Origin of the sequence: Streptomyces humidus, assembly GCF_014649655.1 — a bacterium.
Lineage (GTDB): Bacteria > Actinomycetota > Actinomycetes > Streptomycetales > Streptomycetaceae > Streptomyces > Streptomyces humidus.
This window is the reverse complement of the sequence record NZ_BMTL01000011.1, coordinates 186,284-206,094: the sequence shown is the minus strand read 5'-3', so window position 1 is coordinate 206,094 and position 19,811 is coordinate 186,284. Positions and strand designations below refer to the sequence as shown.

Sequence of the window (19,811 nt, the reverse complement as noted above, 5' to 3'; positions counted from 1 at the left end):
CAAGGAGGTTGAACCAGAGGAGCTCGGGAGGGTGCGCACCGGACGACCGTCGTGCGCGCTCTCCCAGAGTTGGATTCGGTCACACTTTCGGACGTGGACGCAGGGGGCGAGAGGCACCCAACGTGCGGCGACCAGGAGATGAAGGCTTCCGACGAACCCCAGGTCATGGCCCAAAGTTGAACTTGTAAGCATCGTTCAGGCCCCCTTACCGTGAGTCGCTGATTCGGTACCGCCACCCCCACCGACCGGTCCTCTCCCCGCTCTCGGACCGGCCCGACCGACACCGAAGGAGCACTCCCCGCCATGTCCGCTCGCCTCAACTCCGCACAGCCGTACGTGGTCGGCCTCTTCCGCATCGTCGTGGGCCTGCTCTTCGCCTGCCATGGCGCCGCGGCCCTGTTCGGCGTCCTCGGCGGCGCCGCCGGCAAAGGCGGCACCGTCGATGCCGGCACCTGGCCCGGCTGGTACGCGGCCGTGATCCAGCTCGTCTGCGGCACCCTGGTCATGCTGGGCCTCGGCACCCGGGCCGCGGCGTTCCTGGCCTCGGGCTCCATGGCCTACGCCTACTTCGACGTGCACCAGCGCCACGCCCTGTGGCCGATGCAGAACGGCGGCGAGCCCTCCGCGATGTTCTGCTGGGCCTTCCTGCTGCTGGTCTTCACCGGTTCCGGCGCCCTCGGCCTGGACCGTTTCCTCCCGCGCCGTACGAGCCCGGAGCGGGAGCCGGCGACGCGGAAGGCCGCCGTCTCCGCCTGATCCGCAACCGGACACGCTTTCCGCGGCCCGGCCACCCCGGCCGCGACGCGCGCCACCCGGGCCCCTCGACGCCCGGGTGGCCGTGTGCGCGGGTTGCTGCGCGCGGACCGTCATGTGCGGGCCATCGCACGCGGACCGTCAAGTGCGGGCCGTCATGCAGGCGCTCGGTGGGACGGACGCCCCGCACGTGAACGTGCTGTGCCGAACACACGCGCCCCCGGTGAATCCGCTGTCACACTCCACGCGTACGCTGTATGGCTGTCATTGGCCGCATCTGCCGCTCCCCCGCGACACAGCGGCATGTCGGGTCGTCACGGGGGAGACACGGGGAGTACGCGGTGGTGTCGGAGAGTGTGGGGGCGCTGCTGGGCAGCCCATGGATCTACGCGTTGGTGGGCCTGTCGGTCCTCCTCGACGTGTTCCTTCCGGTACTGCCCAGCGGGGTGCTCGTCATCACGGCGGCGACGGCCGCGGCGGCGGGCTCGGGAGCGGCGACCGGCCAGGTCCCGCACGGGGTCCCGGACATCATGGTGCTGATCCTCTCCGCGACGACCGCCTCGGTGGCGGGCGACCTGGTCGCCTACCGGCTTGCCTGGCGCGGCGGTGAGCGCCTGGACCGTGCGATCGCACGCTCCCGCCGGCTGACCACCGCGCAGGAACGTCTCGGCGACGCGCTGGCCCGGGGCGGCGGCGCACTGGTCGTCCTGGCCCGGTTCGCCCCGGCCGGCCGCTCCGTCGTCTCCCTCATCGCGGGCGCCGCCCATCGTCGCCCGCGCGACTTCCTCCCCTGGTCCGCCCTCGCCGGTCTCTCCTGGGCTGGCTACAGCGTCGCCCTCGGCTACTTCGGCGCCCACTGGCTGGGCGCCACCTGGGTGGCCACGGGGGTCTCGGTGCTCGCCCTGTTCGGCGCGGGCGCGGGCGCGGCCTTCGTGATGCGCCGCCGGCCGGCGTGACGGACCGCCCCGACGAACGTCACCCCACTACGACCAACACCACGATCCCCGCGATCGCTGCGGTCCCCGTGCTCCCCGTGATCCGCGCGGAGACGCTCCCCGCCGACACGGGCACGGCGCTGCACCGCGGAAGCCGTATGCGGCGCCGCGCCTCTCGGGCACGCGGCAACGGGACGGGATCCCGAAGGCCGGTGGCCGACGGCGGGAAGCGGCGGGGGGCCGACAGCGGGAAGGAGCCGTCAGGCGGCCGTCGGGCGGTGCGACCCGCGCACTTCCAGCCCGTCCAGCAGATCCGCCGTGGCCGCGGCGACGGCCTCTACCGCTGTGTCGAACACCTCCCGGTTGTGCTCGGCCGGCGCCCGGAACCCGGACACCTTGCGCACGTACTGCAGGGCCGCGGCGCGGATCTCGTCCTCGGTCGCCTCCTCGGGCAACGCGGGCGGACGCAGCGTCTTGATACTCCGGCACATACTCCGAGTCTCCCTCCTGAACGCCTCGACCGCGCTCCCGTCACCGCGCGGGCGACGCGAGGCCCGGCCGAGGCTCACCCCTGGATCCGGCCGTCCTGACCGGTCGTCCCCAGCCGGTCATGGTCATCCCGGCCGGTCATGGTCATCCCGGCCGGTCGTGGTCGTCCTGGCCGGTCGTGGAATCCGTCGCGGAACCCGGGGTGGATCCCGTCACGGAACCGGTGCGCAGATCGACGAACCAGTCGTTGGATCTGATCCAGTTCCCCTTCGGGTACTCGAGGTCCGCCTGTCCGAGCAGCGTGAACCCCGCCTTGCGGCACACCCCGTTGGACGCGGGATGGTCCACGGCGGGGAACGCGTGCAACGCGTCGTGCCCGCCCGCCTGCCGGACGACGTCCACCAGCACCCGGGCCGCCGTGGCGGCGAGGCCTCTACCCTGGAACTCGGGCAGGATGCCCCAGCCCGTCTCCCACACCGTCCCGCCCCGCCACTCGCGCTCCCAGTAACCGATCGAGCCGACGCTCTCCCCGCCGTCCGCGAGCGTGATCCGGTACATGCGGCCGGCGAACGGTTCGACGTATCGCCGTTGCCGGTCGGCGAGCTTCTGCTCGCTCTCCGGTCCGCCCAGGTGCTCGGTCATCTCGGGGCTGTTGGCCCGCCGCAGCAGCCAGAAGTCGCCCTCCGACCAGGGGTTCAACCGCACCCGTTCCACACCCGATCCGTCCATGTCCCCACCCTAGGGCCAGGGTCTGACAGCGGCGTTCGACCGCAGTACGATCGCCGCCGAACGCACCGAGGCCGCCGTCGGGCGCCGCCCCGTCCCGGTCCTCGGCCGTGCGGGACGACGGCGCAGGGAGAACCCGTGGACGGACGAGACGTGAGCGGGCGAACCGTGGACGGGCGAGACGTGGACGGGCGAACCGTGAATGAACGGCGAGCCACCGCACCGGAGCCGGGCTCCGCGCCTCCCGTGCTCGCCTATGACGGGGACTGCGGCTTCTGCCAGTCCTCCGTCGACCGCGTCCGGTCCGTGGCCGCACCGACGCTGGAAGCGGTTCCGTGGCAGTTTCTGCCCGAGGAGTCGACCGCGCCGCATCGCGCGCGGCTGGACCGGGAGGTTCTGTTGCTGCGCGGCGCCACGGTCCTCGCGGGCGGGCCGGACGCCCTGGCCCGCTGGCTGGGCTCCTCGCCGTCCGCCGGGTACCGCGCGGTGTCGGCCGTCCTGCGGCTGCCCGGCGTCCGCGGCTGCGCCCGCATCGTCTACCGCTGGGTGTCCCGCAACCGTCACCGGCTGCCCGGCGGGACCCCCGCCTGCGCCGCGCCCCCGGCCGCCAGGCTCCCCGCGCTCGACGACTGACCTTCGATCGAACAGACGTTCACGCGAACACCCCGAAGAAGCTCGCGACTCAAATTCGAACAGGCGTACCATTGTCGTGTGGCTACGACCTATGACTTTCCCAGCGACCTGCGCGCCGGTCAGGAGGAGCTGCATCAGGTCCGGGCCGAGCTGTCGGCCCTGCTGAAGCGGCTCCCCTGGTCGGTCGAGCCCCTGGACGGTTTCAGCGACGCCGGGGGCTGGCGCAAGGCGGAGCGCCCCGCCTCCCCCGGCTGGACGGCCGACGAACAGGCCGAGGTGGAGAAGCTGCGCCGCCGGGAGCACGAGCTGGCGGTGTTCGTGACGTGCCACCGTTTCTGGTCCGAGGTCACCGTCGCCGACCGGGTCGACGCCCGGATGAACCTCAAGCACGCCCACGAGGCCCCGCTCCCGGACCACGGCTGACGTCGGGCACCCCGATCGGGTGAATGCCGCCCCCAGCGGCAACCGAGCGGCTCCTTCGCCCTGTTATTCACCTGGAAGTCACGTTCACCCCAGGGGGCACCATGAGCCAGCAGTACCCGCCGCAGCCACAGCCGCCGTACCCGCCCCAGGAGCCCAGGAAGCGAAGCGTCGGCAAGATCGCCGGTCTCGGGTGCGCCGGCATTCTGGTCCTCTTCGTCGTCATCGTCATCGCCGTGGCGGCGAGCGGAGGCGGCGGTTCGACCGACGACAGCAAGAAGGAGAAGGCCGTCGCCGGCGCGGAGAAAGGCTCTGCGAACGAAAGCTCCGCGCGGGAGAAGTCACCGGCCGAGCGCTCCCGGACCCGGGCCGAGGAGTTCCAGGCCTGCGTCGCCAAGAGCGGAACGCCCACCGAGAAGGCCGCGGTCAAGCACGTCACCAAGGTCACCGGCGCGGAGCAGCGGAACGACATCCTCGATGCTCCGGAGGTGTTCACGGACTTCTCCGGCGGACTGACGGGCCCTCATCAGGGCGAGGGCAAACTGATCGCCTCCGCGTTCGCCTCGTGCTACGAGTCCGACAACGGCCTGGTGACCGTCTACGGCAAGGACGGCGAGATCCTCGCCAACGCCAACTACTGACCGCCGGGCCGTCGGTGCAACCGTGCGGCCGCGCTCGGTGCGGCCGTGCCAGGTGCGAGTAGACGACCGCGGCCCTCCGGAGGATTCCGGAGGGCCGCGGTCGACGACGCCTGGCGTCGGGCGTCTTCCTCGGTGGGCGCGGACGGTTTCGAACCGCCGACATCCTGCTTGTAAGGCAGGCGCTCTACCCCTGAGCTACGCACCCGAGACGAGTCGACAGCCTACATCGCCCTGGGCGGTGCCCCGCAAACGCATGTGGGGGGTTAACCCCACCCCACGTCCGGGAGCGTGCCGGATCGTCCGGCGCGCCCGGTCTCCCTAGGGTCGTGAGCGCATCGTCACCAGCCCAGGGGGAGACCGCCATGGCCCGTACGACCCTTTCCGCCCGCGCGTTCCTCGTCCCCGCGGTCGTCGTGGCCCTCGCCGCCGGCGTCACCGGCTGCGGCGCCTCCGCCGACGATGACGAACACCCCGACCACCGTTCCTTCGCCCTGAAGGGCCCCACCCTGACGATCGACTCGGACGACTCGGCGCTGGAGATCGTCGCGTCGGACGCGGCGAAGACGGGCGCGGTCGCGGTCACCCGGTGGTTCGAGGGGTCCGTCACCGTCGGCGAGGGCCCGAAGGTGACCTGGTCGATGAAGGACGACCGGCTGACGCTGCGGGTGCACTGTTCGGGCGTGATCGCCGACTGCTCCGCCAAGCACCGCGTGGAGGTGCCCCGGGGCGTCGCCGTCAGGGTCGAGGACGACGACGGCAGCGTCCGCGCGCGGGGTTTCCGGGAGGCGCTGAGCGTGCACGCCCGGGACGGCGCCGTGCACGTCAGCGACTCCAGCGGGCCGCTGGACCTGCGCACCGAGGACGGCTCCGTGCGCGCCGAGGTCTCCTCGCGCTCGGTGCTCACGCGCACCGAGGACGGCTCGGTGCGTCTTGCCCTGAGCACCGTGCCGGACCGGGTGGACTCCGTCAGCAAGGACGGATCCGTGACGATCGCCCTGCCCGCGGCCGCCTACCGGGTGACCACGAAGACCGACGACGGCGGAGTGGACGTGTCCGTCCCCCGCGACGCCTCCAGCGCGCACGTGGTGAGCGCCCGCACCACCGACGGCAAAGTCACGGTGACGAAAGCGAACTGAAGGGCCCGTGTGTTCGTCTTCACCGGGTGGGAGAATGACACCTGGCAGGGCGGATCACAGCACGGGAGAGGGATGTGACGGCGACACCAGCGCAGCCGTATTCGCCGTCGAAGCCGCGCGCCCATGCCCGCGACCGTGCCCATGCCCCTGCCCGTGCTCTGGCAGATTCCCTGGCCCTCGTCGCCCTCCCCCTCGCGCTCGCCCTCGTGCTGCCCGCCGCGTTCGCCGGCGGCGGCACCCGGCGCTGGTTCGGCGGGCGGGCGGAGGGACAGCGGGCGGAGGCCCAGGCCGCGAAGGACGCGGCGGCGACCGCGTTCTACGAGCTGGACAGCGCCCAGCGCGACCTGCGGATCTCGATCGAGACGATCAGGGCGGTGGACGACACCCCGGCCGCCCGCCGCGCGGTGTCCGGCTTCGAGGCCGTCGGCAGGCGCATCGACGAGGCCAGCAGCCAGTACATCGACGCCGTCGACGCCGTCGATCTCGACCGGGACGACCTGGAGGCCGCCGCGGCCTCCCGGGCGCGCACCGAGCTGACCCGCGCCAAGGACGAGCTGGTGCGCGTCAAGCAGGAGCTGGACCGGTTCGCCGAGGGTCTGGGCCCGCTGCTCGGCAAGGCGGAGACCCAGCTGGCCCGCCTCGCGCCCGCCGTGGAGCGGGCCCGGCAGGCGTTGCTGGCGGCGTCGAACGCGCTGGACACCGCGCGGGAGAGCGGACTGCGGGCGGACGATCTCGCGGCGCGGCTGGCGGCGCTGGCGCCCGAGCTGACGAAACTGAACCAGGGTGCGGGCCGGCACGGGGTGCCGCTCACGCTGGAGCGGGCGGAGCGGGTCTCGCGGGAGGCCGAGGCGGTCCGGGCGGAGGCCCAGCGGCTGCCGGAACGGGCAGCCGAGACCGACCACCGGCTGGTCTCGCTGCGTACCCGCGCGCAGGCGCTGACGACCCGCTCGGAGCAGGTGGAGCCGATCCTGAGCGAGCTGCGGCGGCGCTTCTCGGCCGCGTGCTGGCAGGACCTCCAGCACGTGCCCGACCAGGCCGGGGAGCACATCCGGCAGGCCGAGGCCAGGCTGAGGGAGGCGCAGGCGGCACGCGACGCGCAGCGCTGGCCGGACGCCACGGCGCTGTTGTCGACGGCGCGGGCCCTGCTGAACACCACGGACGAGGCGGTCTCGGCCGCCGGGGACAGGCTGACCAGGCTGAACGCCGTCCAGAAGGATCCGCAGGCGGAGATCGACCGGACCAGGTTCGCGATCCGGGACGCCCAGCGGCTGGCCATGACGGGTCGCAGCACTCCCGACCCGCGGCACGCGCGTCCGCTGGACGACGCGGTGGCCCGGCTGGAGCGGGCGGTCGTCACGCTGGAGGGCCGGCACCCCGACTACTGGCACTTCCTGACCGAGACGGAGGCCGTCCGGCGGGCGGTGGCCGACGTGGTGGCCCGCATCCGCGAGGAGCGCGGCGCCGGGCGCTGACGCCCGGCCGAGGCCCTGCGTTGCCCGCGGCGCGGGGCGGGCGGATATTGAGATGGGCAGGACCCCACCGGCACGTCCCACGTCGGTACGCCGACGTCGTCGTGCCCGACGTCGGCGTGCCCCGCGTCGTGAAGCACCACGTCGGTTTGTTCCACGCCGGCTGGACCCACGCCGGCATGTCTCACCCTGCGGGAGGCGGAGATGGCCACACACTCGGTGCGATCCGAGTCCAGGCGGCGTGTCAGGTTCGACGACCATCTGCCGCTCGACCACCGGCTGAACCTGGTCTACCGGATCGGCGCCGGGCTCATGGGCCTGGGGCTGCTCGTGTTCGGGATCTTCGGTGTCATCGACAAGATCGGCTTCTTCGACACCGGCGGGGACCAGGTGTGGAGCCTCAACACCAACGGCGCGCTCAGCTGGCTGTCGGTGGGCGTGGGCCTGCTGCTCTTCGTGGGCATGGTGATCGGCGGGAACTTCGCGTCCACGCTGAACATGATCCTCGGCGTCCTGTTCATCCTCAGCGGGTTCCTGAACATGGCCCTGCTGGAGACGGACTACAACTTCCTGGCCTTCCGGATCCAGAACTGCATGCTCAGCTTCGTGATCGGGATCCTGCTGATGGTCTTCGGGATGTACGGCAGGGTGGGATCCGCCCTGCCGCACGACAACCCCTACTGGCGGTCCCGCCACCCCGACCTCGCGGAGGATGAGCAGGTCCGCCGACGGGAGCTCGGGGAGAACGGGCCTCCCTCGTCGCCCCCGTCGTCCGATCAGGTGCGGTAGGCGTAGAAGTACGCGGTCGGGTAGGACGAGACGAGGCTCGCCACCGACCTGCGCAGGGTGTTGTTCGAGTGGTACGTCACGTACGGGACGCCGTTGCTCTTGGCGGTGACGATCATCGTGTGGTCCTTGGACCCGTCGCGGTCGAAGTCCATCTGGAGGACGTCGCCGACCTCCAGCTGGTACACGTTGGCGAGCGGGGTGGTGCGCTTGGAGTTCTGCGCGAACCAGGACCACTCGTTGACGCCGATGAACGAGTCCGACTGGATGTCGGCGTTGCCGAACCACTTGGTGTAGTCGTACACGTAGCCCGGGACGTGCTTCCAGCCGCCGGCCTTCAGGGACTGGCTGACGAAGTTGGTGCAGTCGCCGCCCGCGGTGTGGTTGTTGAAGTCCGGGTAGTCCTTGTTGTAGGAGTACACGTACTTCTCGGCGTAGGCCGCCATCGCCTTGTAGTCGTAGGCGGTGCCGGTCTTCGGGACGGCGGGCGGGTTCCAGCTGGTCGCCGCGCGCTGGGCGTTCGGCATGGTGTCGTCGGCCTTGGCCGTCTTCACGGAGACCGGCTTCGACAGCGTGTTCACCGCGAGGCCACCCTGGTCGGTGTCCTTGATGGTGGTGAGCTGCCAGTTGCCCTGCCGGTCGGCCTTGAACGTCAGCTCGTGCTTGGCCTGGAACCCGGTGCTCTTCGGCGCGTTGCCGCGGGCCTGCGCGTAGGTCAGGGTCGTGGTCTCGGTGACGTCCGCCTTGGCCGTGCGGCCCGTCACGCGGGTGGCGTTCAGGGTGACGGTGGTGGTGGCCTTGCTGTACTTCTCGCCGGCCTTCGCCAGCTTGTCCTTGCGCTGCCCGAGGGAGGACAGCGTGGCGTCCTCGGTGCGGGCCGTGGCGGAGGACAGCTTGACGCCGCCGGAGAAGCCGTTGGTCAGCGGCTTGGCGCGGTCGCCCTGCGCGCCGGTGACCAGCGCGTCCGTGCGGTCGGTGAAGACCGCGTCGGCGAGCTGCTGGAAGGTGGCCTTGGTCCGCGCGTCGACCGTGGGGTCGTCGATGACCGCGGCGCCCGCGGACCAGTTGGGCAGCAGTGCGACTCCGGCGACGACCGAGGTCGCGGCTGCCCCGAGTATCGTGACGCGGCGGCGCGTGCCGCTCAATTTCCTTGACTTCACTGATGTTTCCCCTCTTGCCCCGGCGGTGGGATGCCGGGAGGGCATCCTTGCACGGAGTGTGTGGCTCTTGTGAAGGGGGGCGTGGTTGAGGTTTGGTTACGTCAACACCGCCCCCCGGCCGGTCACTTCACGACTGTCGACCAGTCGGGATTCTGGGCCGGATCCAGGCTGCGCAGCCGCTCCAGCGTCGCGGGGGACTGGACGTCCATCCAGTCGGACAGTTCCTTGAAGGACACGCACTTGACGCCCTTCTTGGTGCACACGTTCTTGATGACCTCGTCGACGGCCCTCATGTAGATGCCGCCGTTCCACTCCTCGAAGTGGTTGCCGATGAACAGCGGGGCCCGGCTGCCGTAGTAGACCCGGTTGAAGCCCGCCATGTAGGCGTCGAGCGTCTGCTGCTCCCACTGCGGGTACTTGGCGGGGTCGCCCTCGGGCTCGCCGTCGGACTGGTTGGCCAGGAAGTTGAAGTCCATGGACAGGCCCTGGTACTTGCCGCCGTCGTACGGGAGCGCCTGGAGCGGGAAGTCCCACAGGCCGTTCTTCTTCGCGGGCCAGATCTGGAAGTCGCCCGAGGAGCTGGCGTCATAGCGCCAGCCGTAGGTCTTGGCGGCCTTCAGGAGGTTGGCCTGGCCCTCCAGGCAGGGCGCCCGGCCGCCGGCGACCTCCTTCTTGAAGTCGAAGGGCAGCGGCGGGATGTCCGTGTAGCCGGTGTTGGTCTTCCAGTGCTCCACGAACTTGTAGAACTGGTCGATCTCGGACTTCCACTCGTCGACGCTCCAGAAGCCGCCGCCCTTGGCTCCGCAGAAGTGGCCGTTGAAGTGGGTGCCGATCTCGTTGCCTTCTTTCCACGCCTCGCCGAGCTGCTCCAGCGTGGTGCGGATGTGTTCGTCGGTCGGGAAGCTGATCGCGGACGACCCGACGGGGTGCTGCGGCGGGGAGTACAGGTCCTTCTTGCTCTTGGGCAGCAGGTAGATGCCCGTGAGGAAGAAGGTCATGTTCGCGTTGTACTCCTCGCCGAGCTTGCGGTAGTGCTCGAAGAGACCGTCGTCGCCCTGCAGTGCGCCGTCCCAGGAGAACACCACGAACTGCGGGGGCTTCTCGCCGGGCTTGAGCCGGACCGGCTTCAGCCGCCCCGTCTGCGGCCCGGTGTACGAGGTGGAACCGTCCCCGAGGACATGGGTCTTGCCGTCCCACGCCGGCTCCTTGGCGGCGTCCGCGGACGCCTTCTTGCTGTCCCCCGCGGACGCGGTCGGCTGGGTGTTGGAAGTCCGGTCGAGCACCAGGTAGCCGGCCACGAGGGACGCGACGACGAGGAGCGCGGCCAGCGTCAGGAACCCGGGATGGGTGGCAGCGGGGCGGTGCGTTGCCACGGCCTTGCGGCGGCGGCCCGACGGTGACTTCATGTGCGGATCATTCTCCGGGGTTCGGGGGCGCGGGTGCCCGGTTCGGTGGTCAGCCGAGCGGGCTCATGGCACCTGACCAGATGCGGTACGGAACGCTGTCGTCCGCCGTGCCGGCGATGCCCTTCAGGGGAAGCGGTTCGAGGCTCTTGCCGAGGTCGATGCGGTAGACGACGACCGCCGTGGACACGGTCTTGGCCGTGCCGACGTACCAGGCGGCGGTGTCGTTCTGGGTAGTGCCCGCCTTACCGGTGACCTGGCCGAGCGATCCGGTCCGGGAGGACTGCGCCTGCGAGGCGGGCACGTCGCCCGGGTGGGCGCTGCGGAAGGAGTCCGCGAGCGCGGAGTTGACCTCCTCGGCCACCTCGGCGCCGAACGCCCGGTTCGCGGTCGGCGTCTCCAGGGCGATCTTGGTGCCGTTCTTGGTGATCAGGCGCACCGAGTAGGGCTCGGTGTGCTTGCCGCCCGCGGCGAAGGTGGAGTAGCCGCTCGCCATGCGGATCGCGCTGGGCGTGACGCTGCCCGTGGACAGCGCGGGCACCTGGGCCCCGAAGCTGGAGGGCAGCAGCCCGGACCGCTCGGCGGTGGAGCGCACGACGTCCAGTCCGGTGTCCATGCCGAGCTGCATGAACGGCGTGTTCACCGACAGTTCCAGCGCGCGGTGCAGGGAGATCTGCCCGTAGGACTTGCCGCCGTCGTTCTTGGCGGCCGCCTTCTTGCCGCTGCGGTCCCAGTAGGGGCCCTCGGGCGTCGTGACGGGCACCAGGTTGTCGCCGTCGTACAGCGACTGCCCGGTGACCGTCTCGGTGTCCCCGCCGCGGGTCTTGTGGACGCCGTGCTCCAGACCGGCCGCGTACACGAACGGCTGGAAGGCCGATCCGGCGGGGACGGTCGTGGCGTTGGACTCGTTGTAGCCCTGCGTACGGTGGTCGGGGCCGCCGTAGACGGCGAGGATCCGTCCGTCGGAGGCCACCGAGGAGGCGCCGAAGTGCGCGTTCTCGGCGTTCTTCGGGTCGTCCTTCAGGGCCTTCTTGCGGGCCTTGGTGACGGCGTCGGTGAGCTGGGTCTCACGGTTCTTGTCGAACGTCGTGTAGATCTGGTAGCCGCCGAGGTCGTAGTCCTTGTCGGAGATGTTGCCGGCCTTCTTGGCGTACTGGGAGGCCAGCTCCACCAGGTAGTCGCTCTGCTCACCGGTGTCGTACAGCGGGTTGGACTTGAGCGGCTCGGGGAACTTGGTGTACTTCGCGCGCTCGGCCTTCGACAGCTTGCCGATGTCGACCATCCGGTCCAGGGTCCACGACCAGCGCTCGACGGCGCGGGCGCGGTTGGCCGGGCCGAGGGTGGGGTCGTAGAGGCCGGCTCCCTTGAGCAGGGAGGCGAGGAAGGCGGCCTCGCTGGCGTTGAGCTCGCTGACGTCCTTGCCGTAGTAGGCCTGGGCGGCGCGCTGGATGCCGTAGGTGCCGCGGCCGAACCAGCTGGTGTTGAGGTAGCCCTCGAGGATGTCGTCCTTGCTCATCTGGTTGTCGAGCTTGAGGGCGATCATCGCCTCGGTGAACTTGCGGCTGACCGTCTGGTTCTGGTTCAGGTAGACGTTCTTGACGTACTGCTGGGTGATCGTCGAGCCGCCCTGGGTGTCGCCCTGGCCGATGGTGCGGAACAGGGCGCGGCTGATGCCCTTGAAGGAGATGCCGGGGTCGCTGTAGAAGCTGGCGTTCTCGGCGGCGAGCACCGCCCAGCGGACGTCCTCGGGGATGTCCTTCAGCGGCATCGCCTGGCGCTGGACCCATCCGGTGCGGGCCATCGGCGTGCCGTCGGCCCAGAAGTACACGTTGTCCTGCTGGGTGGCGTAGGAGTTGAGGTTGTCCGGTATGTCGGTGGCCGCGTAGGCCACGACCAGGAGCATGCTGCTCAGTCCTATGGACGCGAGGACGCCGCCGAGCCACTGCCGCCAGGAGGGTATCCAGCGCCGCCAGTCGGTTCGGCCGGGGCGCGGATACAGCGGACGCAGCCTGCGGGCGTACGGCGTGACACGAGCCACATACGGCGTCAGAACAGCAAGGAGCGGAGCCAGCCGCGGGCCTATAGCGGCCCAGACGCGGACAAAGGGCGAGAGACGGGGCGCCTTTCGCCTGTTCTTCGAAGAACGCGCTTTCCCGTCGGCCTCCTCATCGGACATGTCCGGAACCGCCGGTATATCGGATACCCGCAGTTGCATGGTCTCGTCCGCCCTGAAAGAGGCGGGGACCTTCAACTGCATGGTCTCGTCCGGCTTTTGGGGCTCCTCCCCCTGCCCCGCCTGTGTCACGACGCGTCTCCCTCCGCATTCCGTATTGCTCGCGGGCAGACGTACAGACTGACGAGGGCCTGACATGGTTGCCGTTGACGCGGCCGCGATCCTCGAACCCGCACGACCTCGGGGTTGAACACGGCGCTCTCAAATTACCAGCGCTCTTCGCAAATTCTCCACACACGAGATCGACAGAAGTGAACAGGGGTCGAATTGCTGACGCCGCCACCGAGCATAGGGCCTTAGTCTGACGGCATGCCTCGCTACGAGTACCGCTGCCGGACCTGCGGCGACACCTTCGAACTGAGCCGTCCCATGGCGCAGTCCGCCGACCCCGCCGGCTGCCCCGCCGGCCACGACGACACAGTGAAGCTTCTCTCAACGGTCGCCGTGGGCGGCACGAAGTCCGCCCCCGCGCCCGGGTCCGGCGGCGGGGGCGGAGGCGGGGGCGGCTGCTGCGGCGGCGGCTGCTGCGGCTGACCGCGCCGACGGCACGCGGGCGCGCGGGCGCACCGGCCGGATCGGACAGCGCCCGGCCCGCTATCCGATCCGCGAGCCCTTCAGGAACTCCCGCAGGATGCGCTCGCCGGCCAGCACGCCCCGCTCTGGCAGGGCGGTGATCTGCGGGGCCGTCCAGGCCGCGTCGGCCAGTTCGCCGTGCCCCGGCCGCCAGCCCCGGTCCGCGGCCAGCAGCAGGTCGGCGTCGAGCAGCGAGTCGCCCGCCGCCAGCGTCAGGTCGGCGCCGGTGCGGCGGGCCACCTCGCGCACGGCCGCGCTCTTCGTCAGCGGCTTGGGCACGGCGTAGATCTTGCGGCCCTGCAAGGACACCGTCCAGCCGCGGTTCTCGGCCCAGACCGCGAGTTCCTTCACCCACTCCTCTGACAGCAGCTCACGCTCGACGACCAGGTAGGCGAAGAGGTCCTCGGCGATGCGCTGCTTGCGCAGCCAGAGCGGGTCGGCCGTCCTCGTCAGGTGGTCCTGCACCTCCGCGAGCGGCGCGCACTCCGCGCCCAGCCGGGCGAGCACGGACGCGTGCCAGTCCTGGTCGGTCGCCCCGTCGACGAGGAGGTGGCCGCCGTTGGCGCAGATCGCGTACTTCGGCGGCGGGCCCGGCAGGTTGATGCGCTGGTACTGCTTGCGCGTGCGGGTGGTCGTCGGCACGAAGACGGCCGTGTCGCCGAGGTCGGTCAGCAGCTGCGCGGACGTCTCCGTCATGAACGACAGCGGCCTCGCCTCGTGGACCTCCACGCACAGCAGCCGCGGCGCCCGGGCGTCCGGCATGGTCAGCGCCAGGGCGGCCGCCGAGTAGATGAGCGTCCGGTCGAGGTCGCTCGCCACCAGAACCGGCATCAGACCGCCACCGCCTTGCCGTCGGCGCCGGTCGCGCCGCGGGTGTACTGCGGGTGGATGAGCCCCACACAGGTGTACGGGAGGTCGCCGACCTCCTCGACGGGCACTCCTCGCTGCTCCGCGAGCAGGCGCACGTGGTCCAGGTCGGCGCCCGCCCCGGCCCGCGCCAGGATCTTCCACGGCACCCGGCGCAACAGCACCCGGGTGGTCTCGCCGACGCCCGGCTTGACCAGGTTCACGTCGTGGATGCCGTACTCCTCGCTGATCCGCTCGACCGCCGCCCAGCCCTCCCAGCTCGGGGTGCGGTCGCCGGCCAGCAGCTCCTTCACCGCGCCGTCGACCGCGTCGGCGACCTCCGGGAAGCGGGCGGCGATCGCGTCCAGGAAGGCCACCGAGACGTCCGTGCCGGCGAGCTCGCGGTAGAACTTCGCGCCGTGGAAGTCGTCCGGCCCGACCAGGTCGGCCCGCAGCACGGTCCGCGAGACGAGCCCCGACACGGTCGAGTTGAGGCAGGCGGACGGGATGAGGAAGTCGTCGCGGGTGCCGTACGTGCGCACGCACGAGCCCGGGTCGGCCAGCACCGCGATCTCCGCGTCGAAGCCGGCCGCGCCGCCGCCCGCCTCGAAGTCCTCGATCGCCGCGGCCAGTTCCCGGGTGATCGCACCCTTGCCGGTCCAGCCGTCCACGAAGACGACGTCCCGCGGGTCGTGATGCGCGGCCAGCCAGCGCAGCGCGTTGGCGTCGATGCCCCGGCCGCGCACGATCGACACGGCGTAGTGCGGCAGGTCGAGTCCGTGCCGGAACTGCGCCCAGCGGCGCATCAGCACGCCGACGGGGGTGCCGGCCCGGGCCAGCGAGACCAGGACGGGCCTCGGCGACCGCTCCGCGATCACAGCGTCCGTGACGACGCCCACGGCCTGCGCGATCCGCGCCGCCGAGGTCTCCAGGGCGGCGTGGAACAGCTCCTGGTACTGCTCGCTGGGCTGGTACTCGACGGGCAGCGACTCGGCGTAGTGCGCGCCGCCGCTCTGGATGGCCTCCTCCCGCTCCTCGGTCGGCGCCTCCAGCGTCACGTCCGAGAGGTCCTGGAGCAGCCAGCCGACCTCCTCGGGCGCGTACGAGGAGAAGGCGGGGCCGCGGAGGGGGTCGGGCAGCATGGCGGGTCTCTCTTCAGGCAGGGCGGCTGCGTACAGCGGCTCGGGGACGTACGAGGGGACGACCGCGAGGACCACGTGCGGCGTGTGCGCGGCGAGCCGGGACAGGAGGCCGTCCGGGGCGTGCAGCTCCCGGGTGTCGGCCACGGAGTCCACGACGGCGACGACGGCGTCGAAGCCCGCGCCGGCGACGTTGTAGGCATAGCGCTCGCCGGGGCCGTCGGCCGGGTCGTCGTGGGCCGGGAAGACGAGGCGGCTGCGTATCGCGTATCCCGGGTCGTCGACCGCGAGGACGGGCGAGCGGGTGGTGGTCGAGTAGCGGACGTCGGCGGCGACGGTCCGCTCCAGTTGCTGAGCGAGACGCAGGGGCGCGTACATCAGCTCCTCGAACCCGAGCACGAGGACGCGGGCGGCGTTCTCGGGTATCGCCTCGGCGAGGCGGGACGCCATGGCGGGGAGGGCCGCCTCCAGCCGGTCCCGGTGCGCCGGGGTGAACCCGTGCCGGCCGCCGTCGGGCAGCCCCCGGGGCCAGCCCACGTCCACGCGGGTCAGGTGGGACCGGGGGCCCGTCCGCGGGGTGCGGTCGCCGTCCGGGAGCGGGTGCGCCGGGGCCGGGGGCGTCGCCGCGGCGGAGCCGCGTGGGTCACCGCCCGAGGTCCGGGAGGAGGCGGCCCCGGAGCCGGCTCCGAGGTCGGCGCCCCCGGCCTCGTACCGCGCCACCAGCTCCTGCCCCTTGTGCAGCACTCCCTCGGGGAGCCGCACCGTGCCGGAGGCGGTGGCGACCAGGTCCACCCGGGCCCCGATCTCGCGGGCGAAATCCGACAGCCGGCCCGCGTCGGCCGCCGTGCGCATGTCGACGAGGGCGACGACGACGTAGCGCCGACGCGGATACCGCTCGTGCAGGGCCCGGATCGTGTTCAGGACCGTGTTGCCGGTGGAGAACTCGTCGTCGACCAGGACCAGCGGGCCGTCCCCGACCAGCAGCGACGGGTCCTCCGGGAGCAGCAGATGGGAGGTGGCGTGGGAGTGGGACTCCTCGAACCCGCCCGCCGTGACGACGCCCGCCACGGGGCGGCGGGTGGAGTGCAGGTAGGGGGCGGCGCCGAGACCGTCGGCGACGCAGTGGCCGAGGCCGGTGGCGGTCTCCGCGTAGCCTAGGACCACCGCGCGGGCCGCCTCCTCGGCGCCGAGGAGTTCGCGCACCCGGCGGCCGAGCGCGAAGCCGTGCCCGTGCACGACGGACGGGGACTGCGGGATGTGCTTGCCCAGCACGTGGGAGACCAGCAGATGGGCCCGCTTGGGATTGCGCCGCAGCGCCAGCCCCAGCAGGTCCGTCAGCGTGTCGTCGCCGACGAGCTCGACGCCGAGCCGCTCCGCGACCCAGGTCCCGGACCAGATCGCGTCGTGCCCGTTGTTCACTGCGTTGTTCATGCGTCCCTTGTGGATGAGGTGGGTGTTCAGCCGGGTATGCCGGCGGCGAGCAGGTCGACGAAGCTGACGTCCTCGTGGGCGACGCCGAAGACCTCCGCGCGGAGCATGGTGCGCTCGGCCCAGGCGCGGTGCGGTTTCACCTCGTTCATCTTGTTCGTGTACTGCGACCGCAGTACACCCCCACCGCCGCGTTCCGGCCGCAGGATGTCCGCCGCGTCGCTGTACTCCTCGTGACTGACCACGGACAGCGCGTGCACGGCCGGCACGTGCGAGGGATGGATGCAGGTCTTGCCGAGCAGACCGTTGGCGTGGTCGAGGGAGATCTCGCGCAGCAGCCCGTCCATCGCGTGCTCGATCAGTCTCTCGCGCAGCTCCACGGCCTGCCCTTCCAGGAAGGGGCTGTGCCGCAGCATCGGCTTGAACATGCGCTCGGGCACCCGGAAGTACTCCCAGACCGGACCGGTCACCGTGAACCCGGTCCCGTCGGCGCGGCCCAGCATGTTCACGACGTCGGCGATCACGGAGGCGACGATCTGGACGTCGTAGGCGGTCATGTCGGGCGCTCTGCGCAGCCCGTACGACGAGCAGAAGTCGGTCACGCCCAGGCGCAGCGCGAGGACCCGGCTGCGGTACTTGTCGACGGCGCGGGCGATGCCCTCCAGGGCCTCCACCCGCGACTCGCGGTACATCAGCTCGGGCGTCTCCAGCACGGGCATGCCGAACAGCCGGCGGCCGCTCGCCGCCTCGGCGCCCGCCAGAGCCTCCAGGAAGGGGATGCCCCGCTCCTCGGTGAACTTGGGGAACACGAACCCGCTGAGCAGCTCGGCGGTGGCTCCCAGGCGCCGTACCAGGTCCGGGATCTGCTCGGGGGTGCGCACCCGGATGAACAGCAGCGGCAGATCCAGGCCGGGCCGGGCGGCGAGGTCGGCGAACTGCCGGACGAGGTTCTCCTCGCCGGCCACGACGTCCTCGTCGCCGATGGAGTCCTCCAGGCACAGCACCATCGACACGACGCCGCGCTCGGTCTGCTTGACGACGTCGTCCGCCAGCCGGGGCCGGGTGGCCGGGCTGTAGAGCGTGGCGCCCAGGGCGGCGGAGAGCAGCCTGGCCGGGGAGCCGGCGTCGAAGACGCACGGCTCCCGGTGGAAGAGGCGGTGCCGCACCTCAGGGGCGAGGTGCCCGAAATGACGCATAAGTCTCCCCCGTGATGCAAGGTAAGGCGGTGGATTCGGCAAGAGGTGGCCGGTAATAGTACGTAGGGATCCATGTCCGGAGTTCCCACCGGTCATGAATTTCAGGTAACCCGGACCCGGACAGTCCCGCGCGGCGTGTGCGGGGCACCCGGGTACCCCGCATTGTCGTGAGCAGGCCCGAGAAGGCAGGATGACCGCATGACGCACGCGATGCTGAAGGGGTCGAACGTCCCGCTGAAGGCCACCACGGTGCGCGCCGTGCTGCGCTGGACCCCCGGTCAGGGGGTCCCGGACGTCGACGCCTCGGCGCTGCTCCTCGGTCTCGACGGCCGCGTGCGCTCCGACGAGGACTTCGTCTTCTACAACCAGCCCCGGCATCCTTCGGGAAAGGTGTGGCGGCTCGGCAAGAAGCGCGTCGCCGAGGGCCTCACCGACACCATCCAGGCGGATCTCTCCGGCGTCGAGTCCGGCGTCGGCCAGATCCTGCTGGTCGCCTCGGCGGACGGCGTCACGTTCGACCGCGTACGTTCCCTCAGCATCCTGCTGTACGACGCGACGGCCGACGGCGAGCCCCTGGCCACCTTCGACATCCGCCCCGAGACGGGCGAGGAGACGGCCCTGATCTGCGGCGAGCTGTACCGGCGCGGCGAGAGCTGGAAGTTCCGCGCCCTGGGCGAGGGCTACGTCAACGGCCTCAAGGGCCTGGCCACCGACTTCGGCATCTCGGTGGACGAGTCGGAGGAGGCCTCCGCCGACCCGGCGGCGGTCCAGGCGCCGCAGACCCCGCAGACCGCGGGCCCGGCCCAGCCGCTGCCGCCGGAGCAGCCGACGTCGCCCGTCCCCCGGCAGCAGCCGGCCTACGGCTATCCGGCGAACCTGCCGACGTACGGCTACGGATACCCGGACGGCGCCTTCCGCCTGCCGCCCCAGGGTCCTCAGTTCATCGGACGGTGAGGCGCGGCCGGACGGGAACGGGCGGCCGGACCTGTCAGGGCCGTCGGACCGGTACGGCCGGTGGCGGTGAGGCCGGTACGGGCGGTCGCGTGGACGCCCCGCGGTGCTACTTCTCGGCCTTCGCCTTGTAGCCCCGGCCCCACTGCAGCCCCCACCCGTAGAGCCGGTCCAGCTCGGCCTGGAAGCCGTAGACGAAGCGCACCTCCCGCCGCACGATCAGCTCCTCCTTGACGTTCTCGATCATCACCACGGCGCACGAGCGGGCCTGCGGGTGCCGCTCGTCGAGGCCTATCTCGATCCGCGGCCCGTTGCTCGGGTACAGCGTGACGATGGCGTGCGTACGGTCGAAGGCCGGCGTCTGGTCGTAGATGTAGACGAAGACGAGCAGCCGCTTGATCTGCTCGCGGTGGTCGAGGTTGACGTACATCGTCTCACCGGACGCCGACCCGAACCGGTCGTCCCCGCTCAGCTTCACGTACGGCGCCGCGTTCACGTCGCCCAGCAGCCCGCCCAGCGGCTGGACGACTCCCTTCGACCCGTCGGCCAGCTCCCACAGGCAGCCGAGGTCGAGGTCGACGTTGACCATGCTCTGGCTGTGCCCGACGACCTCCGGAGGCCGCAGCGCCTTGAGGGGATGGCGCAGCAGGCTCTCCCGCTGCGGCCCGCCGATGTCGGAGGTGCGCATCCGCCAGGCCAGGTTCACCCGCAGGTTGCCGGTCGCGGCGCCCTGTTTGGTGAGGGACACCGTGTGATGCCGTTTGGTCAGTTCGATCGCGTTGGTGGCCGCGCTGCCCGAGTCGAAGTCGGCCGCCCTGCTGCCCAGGATCCCGTCGAAGAAGCCCATTCCCGCCCCCACCTCCACGTCCACGGCGTTCGCCGGGACAGACCAGC

General features: G+C 71.3%; 19 protein-coding genes and 1 tRNA gene. 10 read left to right on the top strand and 10 right to left on the bottom strand.

All coding sequences use genetic code 11. The annotated features are described in order from the left end of the window. The first annotated feature begins 303 nt into the window (after positions 1-303). Together IE239_RS15525 and IE239_RS15520 are read left to right on the top strand one after the other, a co-directional pair. Positions 304-756 (top strand): DoxX family protein, encoded by a 453-nt coding sequence (locus IE239_RS15525; RefSeq protein WP_190149890.1) that lies wholly within the window; start codon positions 304-306, stop codon positions 754-756. Between the two features lie 341 nt (positions 757-1,097). Continuing rightward, positions 1,098-1,709: a DedA family protein gene (locus IE239_RS15520; protein ID WP_190149943.1), complete on the top strand. Its 612-nt coding sequence runs from the start codon at positions 1,098-1,100 to the stop codon at positions 1,707-1,709. Between the two features lie 239 nt (positions 1,710-1,948). On the opposite strand, the gene IE239_RS15515 is transcribed toward IE239_RS15520, so the two are convergent. Together IE239_RS15515 and IE239_RS15510 are read right to left on the bottom strand one after the other, a co-directional pair. Beyond that, on the bottom strand, positions 1,949-2,179 hold the full coding sequence (locus tag IE239_RS15515) for a DUF2277 domain-containing protein (RefSeq protein ID WP_190149889.1): 231 nt from the start codon (positions 2,177-2,179) through the stop codon (positions 1,949-1,951). Positions 2,180-2,321: 142 nt separating this feature from the next. After that, complete coding sequence (locus IE239_RS15510; protein WP_190149888.1) at positions 2,322-2,906, bottom strand: GNAT family N-acetyltransferase; 585 nt, start codon at positions 2,904-2,906, stop codon at positions 2,322-2,324. Positions 2,907-3,101: 195 nt separating this feature from the next. On the opposite strand from IE239_RS15510, the gene IE239_RS15505 reads away from it, so the two are divergent. The 3 genes from IE239_RS15505 (at position 3,102) to IE239_RS15495 (ending at position 4,597) form a co-directional block, all read left to right on the top strand. Beyond that, entirely contained in the window at positions 3,102-3,536 is a 435-nt protein-coding gene (locus tag IE239_RS15505; RefSeq protein ID WP_190149887.1) for a thiol-disulfide oxidoreductase DCC family protein, read from the top strand. A 78-nt stretch (positions 3,537-3,614) separates the two neighbouring features. Next, positions 3,615-3,959, top strand: coding sequence for a DUF8825 domain-containing protein (locus tag IE239_RS15500; RefSeq protein WP_190149886.1), 345 nt, complete (start codon positions 3,615-3,617; stop codon positions 3,957-3,959). A 101-nt stretch (positions 3,960-4,060) separates the two neighbouring features. Then, positions 4,061-4,597, top strand: coding sequence for a hypothetical protein (locus IE239_RS15495; RefSeq protein ID WP_190149885.1), 537 nt, complete (start codon positions 4,061-4,063; stop codon positions 4,595-4,597). A 133-nt stretch (positions 4,598-4,730) separates the two neighbouring features. Here the strand turns inward: IE239_RS15495 and IE239_RS15490 are convergent. Beyond that, positions 4,731-4,802, bottom strand: a tRNA-Val gene (locus IE239_RS15490). Positions 4,803-4,959: 157 nt separating this feature from the next. Between IE239_RS15490 and IE239_RS15485 the strand changes: the two genes are divergently transcribed. The 3 genes from IE239_RS15485 to IE239_RS15475 all read left to right on the top strand — a co-directional run bounded on the left by IE239_RS15485 (position 4,960) and on the right by IE239_RS15475 (position 7,991). After that, complete coding sequence (locus tag IE239_RS15485) at positions 4,960-5,733, top strand: DUF4097 family beta strand repeat-containing protein (protein ID WP_190149884.1); 774 nt, start codon at positions 4,960-4,962, stop codon at positions 5,731-5,733. A 74-nt stretch (positions 5,734-5,807) separates the two neighbouring features. Next, entirely contained in the window at positions 5,808-7,205 is a 1,398-nt protein-coding gene (locus IE239_RS15480) for a hypothetical protein (RefSeq protein WP_190149883.1), read from the top strand. Between the two features lie 201 nt (positions 7,206-7,406). Next, positions 7,407-7,991 carry a DUF4383 domain-containing protein gene (locus IE239_RS15475; RefSeq protein WP_190149882.1) on the top strand — a complete coding sequence of 195 codons (585 nt, stop codon included), beginning with the start codon at positions 7,407-7,409 and terminating at the stop codon, positions 7,989-7,991. Here the strand turns inward: IE239_RS15475 and IE239_RS15470 are convergent. The 3 genes from IE239_RS15470 to IE239_RS15460 form a co-directional block, all read right to left on the bottom strand. After that, positions 7,979-9,148 carry an amidase domain-containing protein gene (locus tag IE239_RS15470; RefSeq protein WP_190149881.1) on the bottom strand — a complete coding sequence of 390 codons (1,170 nt, stop codon included), beginning with the start codon at positions 9,146-9,148 and terminating at the stop codon, positions 7,979-7,981. The genes IE239_RS15475 and IE239_RS15470 overlap by 13 nt on opposite strands. A gap of 122 nt (positions 9,149-9,270) precedes the next feature. Beyond that, positions 9,271-10,554: a polysaccharide deacetylase family protein gene (locus IE239_RS15465; RefSeq protein ID WP_190149880.1), complete on the bottom strand. Its 1,284-nt coding sequence runs from the start codon at positions 10,552-10,554 to the stop codon at positions 9,271-9,273. A 49-nt stretch (positions 10,555-10,603) separates the two neighbouring features. Further along, a complete protein-coding gene (locus IE239_RS15460) occupies positions 10,604-12,808 on the bottom strand; it encodes a transglycosylase domain-containing protein (protein WP_229878108.1) in 2,205 nt (734 codons plus the stop codon). A gap of 285 nt (positions 12,809-13,093) precedes the next feature. Between IE239_RS15460 and IE239_RS15455 the strand changes: the two genes are divergently transcribed. After that, positions 13,094-13,318, top strand: coding sequence for an FmdB family zinc ribbon protein (locus tag IE239_RS15455; protein ID WP_190149878.1), 225 nt, complete (start codon positions 13,094-13,096; stop codon positions 13,316-13,318). 60 nt (positions 13,319-13,378) lie between these two features. Here the strand turns inward: IE239_RS15455 and IE239_RS15450 are convergent, their stop codons facing one another. From IE239_RS15450 to IE239_RS15440, 3 genes are read right to left on the bottom strand one after another with little or no spacing between them, the layout of a single operon-like run. After that, the gene (locus tag IE239_RS15450; RefSeq protein WP_190149877.1) at positions 13,379-14,188 is read right to left on the bottom strand and encodes an HAD family hydrolase; all 810 of its coding nucleotides are present in this window, start codon (positions 14,186-14,188) and stop codon (positions 13,379-13,381) included. Continuing rightward, positions 14,188-16,773 (bottom strand): phosphoribosyltransferase, encoded by a 2,586-nt coding sequence (locus IE239_RS15445; RefSeq protein ID WP_190149876.1) that lies wholly within the window; start codon positions 16,771-16,773, stop codon positions 14,188-14,190. Before IE239_RS15445 ends, IE239_RS15450 begins: the two co-directional genes overlap by 1 nt. Positions 16,774-16,799: 26 nt before the next feature. Beyond that, on the bottom strand, positions 16,800-17,966 hold the full coding sequence (locus tag IE239_RS15440; protein ID WP_190149875.1) for an HpcH/HpaI aldolase/citrate lyase family protein: 1,167 nt from the start codon (positions 17,964-17,966) through the stop codon (positions 16,800-16,802). 198 nt (positions 17,967-18,164) lie between these two features. Between IE239_RS15440 and IE239_RS15435 the strand changes: the two genes are divergently transcribed. Continuing rightward, on the top strand, positions 18,165-18,920 hold the full coding sequence (locus IE239_RS15435; protein ID WP_190149874.1) for a TerD family protein: 756 nt from the start codon (positions 18,165-18,167) through the stop codon (positions 18,918-18,920). 106 nt (positions 18,921-19,026) lie between these two features. Here the strand turns inward: IE239_RS15435 and IE239_RS15430 are convergent, their stop codons facing one another. Beyond that, positions 19,027-19,764 (bottom strand): TerD family protein, encoded by a 738-nt coding sequence (locus IE239_RS15430; RefSeq protein WP_190149873.1) that lies wholly within the window; start codon positions 19,762-19,764, stop codon positions 19,027-19,029. Positions 19,765-19,811: the final 47 nt, after the last annotated feature.